The 2,382-nt window shown below is 65.5% G+C and carries 2 protein-coding genes and 1 pseudogene; 2 read left to right on the top strand and 1 reads right to left on the bottom strand.

Annotated elements, in window-relative coordinates; translation table 11 throughout:
* A pseudogene (locus AWC17_RS06365) lies at positions 1–1,099 on the top strand (serine/threonine-protein kinase); the annotation flags it as partial.
* Between the two features lie 74 nt (positions 1,100–1,173).
* On the opposite strand, the gene AWC17_RS32565 reads toward AWC17_RS06365, so the two are convergent.
* A complete protein-coding gene (locus AWC17_RS32565) occupies positions 1,174–1,332 on the bottom strand; it encodes a hypothetical protein (RefSeq protein ID WP_156174212.1) in 159 nt (52 codons plus the stop codon).
* A 266-nt stretch (positions 1,333–1,598) separates the two neighbouring features.
* Between AWC17_RS32565 and AWC17_RS06355 the strand changes: the two genes are divergently transcribed.
* Positions 1,599–2,382 (top strand): serine/threonine-protein kinase (locus AWC17_RS06355; protein WP_141224522.1); only part of this gene is annotated, 784 nt, incomplete at its 3' end.

The following is a 2,382-nucleotide window of genomic DNA, read 5'->3' as shown; positions in this document are numbered from 1 at the left end:
CGCGTTGCGTCCGGGTATTCCCAAGGCCTTTGACGCGGTGATCGCTCGCGGGATGGCCAAAAAGCCCGAGGACCGCTACGCCAGCGCCGGCGATCTGGCCCTGGCCGCCCACGAGGCACTCAGCGACCCCGACCAAGACCACGCCGCCACCATCTTGCGCCGCAGCCAAGAAGCCACCCTGCCCGGCACCGCCACGCTTGGCCCAGAACCCACGCTCGCCGACACGGCCATGGCGCCTCCCCCGTCGCCGGTCCCCACCGCAAACACGCCGCCGCCGTCGGCGCCGAGCTCGACTCCGGTACCCGCGCCGAGCGCTCCCGCCTGGCGACCCGACAGCGGCCCCATCCCGGCCGCCGGCCCACCCCCAGCCACACCGCCCTATTACCCAGCCGCCAACGCCAATTGGGGCAGCCCACCACCACCACAGGCCCCAGCACAATTCACCGGCGCCCCCGCCTGGAACCAACCCCCACCCAAACGACGCAACCCCTGGCCCATCATCGCCGCCGTCGCCGCGTTGGTGGTGGTCGTCGTCCTCGCCGTCGTGGGTGTCGCGATCTTCATGGGAGGCGACGACAGCAATCCGCAGGCGAACCGCACTTCAACCACGACGACCACAACCACCAGCAGGACGATCACCACCACGACCACCACCCGGGCGGGCAACCCGCAGAGCAAGCTGCTGAGCATGCTGCCCGCGGGGTATCCCAATGGCGCTTGCACACCGGCTACCCCGAAGTCGAACAGCATCTGGGTGAATTCGCTGGCCATGGTTGACTGCGACCAGAACACCAACCAGGGCGGCCCATCCCGCGCGGTCTATGGACTGTTCGCCAATGCGGATCTGCTGAAGAAGGCGTTCGACGACGACGTCGCCGCTGTGCAGCTGATCAATTGTCCCGGAGCCGGACCGTCACCGGATGGCTGGCACCACGACAGCACCCCGACGGTGACCGCCGGCATGATCGCGTGCGGCACCTATAAGAACCACCCGAACGTCATATGGACCAACGAGGCCAAACTCATGCTCTGTGACGTCTACGGTGATCCCCCCGCCATCGAGGACCTGCATACGTGGTGGACCAACTACGGCGGCTGAGCTGATGTGGTCAAACCGCAACGCGGACAGGCTTTTCACCTGACCGCGCGAAGCCGGTAAGTGAGGTGAGCGTCCTAGGCGCGGAACTTGACCATCAACGGGACGCCGCTGACCGCGAGCGCAGCACACCACAATTGCACCGACAACAGCCGATATCCGACGCAATACACCAGATACGAGCAGGCGCGCCGCGCGATGACACCGTATGCCGCGGTCCCTGTAATGGTCAGCACCTGCGTTCCCTTCGTTTCCGCCCGAGATTGGCTCTGCGCAAATGGTCCGCGCACCCGCTCGCCGCATCCTTGACGAATCCTTGAAGCGTTCGTCAGGTACCTGCCGTCATCGGGGCCACCGCCGATGCTGATTCGTGTGATTGTTGTGCGTGGGGGTGGGTGGGGGCTTACGGTCGTGGTTGCTGGGTCAGGGGGTTGCGGCTGACCGGTGTGCCCGGCAATTGTTGGGTGTCGGTGGTGTGGCGGTTGGGTGTGAAGGATCGGCGATGAGTGATGAGCAGGCCTCGCGGGTGGGGTCGGATTTTGGACCCTATCACCTAAAACGGCTGCTGGGCCGGGGTGGGATGGGGGAGGTCTACGAGGCCGAGCACACCGTCAAGGAGTGGACGGTGGCGGTCAAGCTGCTCTCGGAGACCTTCAGCAAGGACCCGGTGTTTCGGGAGCGGATGAAGCGCGAAGCCCGCACCGCCGGTCGTTTGCAGGAACCCCATGTGGTGCCCATCCACGACTACGGCGAAATCGATGGGCAGATGTTTTTGGAGATGCGCCTGATCGAGGGCACCGACTTAGACAGCGTGCTCAAACGTTTTGGCCCGCTGGCCCCGCCGCGCGCGGTGGCCATCATCACCCAGATCGCCTCGGCGCTCGATGCCGCCCACGCCGCCGGGGTGATGCACCGCGACGTCAAGCCGCAAAACATTCTCATCACCCGCGACGACTTCGCCTATCTGGTCGACTTCGGCATCGCCAGTGCCACCACCGATGAAAAGCTCACCCAGTTGGGCACCGCGGTGGGCACCTGGAAATACATGGCGCCGGAACGGTTTTCCAACGCCGAAGTCACCTACCGCGCCGACATCTACGCCCTGGCCTGCGTGCTCTACGAATGCCTCACCGGATCCCCGCCCTATACGTCCAGTAGCCCGGCCGCGCTGGTTACCGCCCACACCATGAATCCCATCCCCCAGCCCAGCGCGTTGCGTCCGGGTATTCCCAAGGCCTTTGACGCGGTGATCGCTCGCGGGATGGCCAAAAAGCCCGAGGACCGCT

Source organism: Mycobacterium nebraskense (genome assembly GCF_002102255.1).
In the GTDB taxonomy this organism is placed as follows: Bacteria; Actinomycetota; Actinomycetes; order Mycobacteriales; family Mycobacteriaceae; genus Mycobacterium; species Mycobacterium nebraskense.
This window is presented reverse-complemented; position numbering and strand designations above follow the sequence as displayed.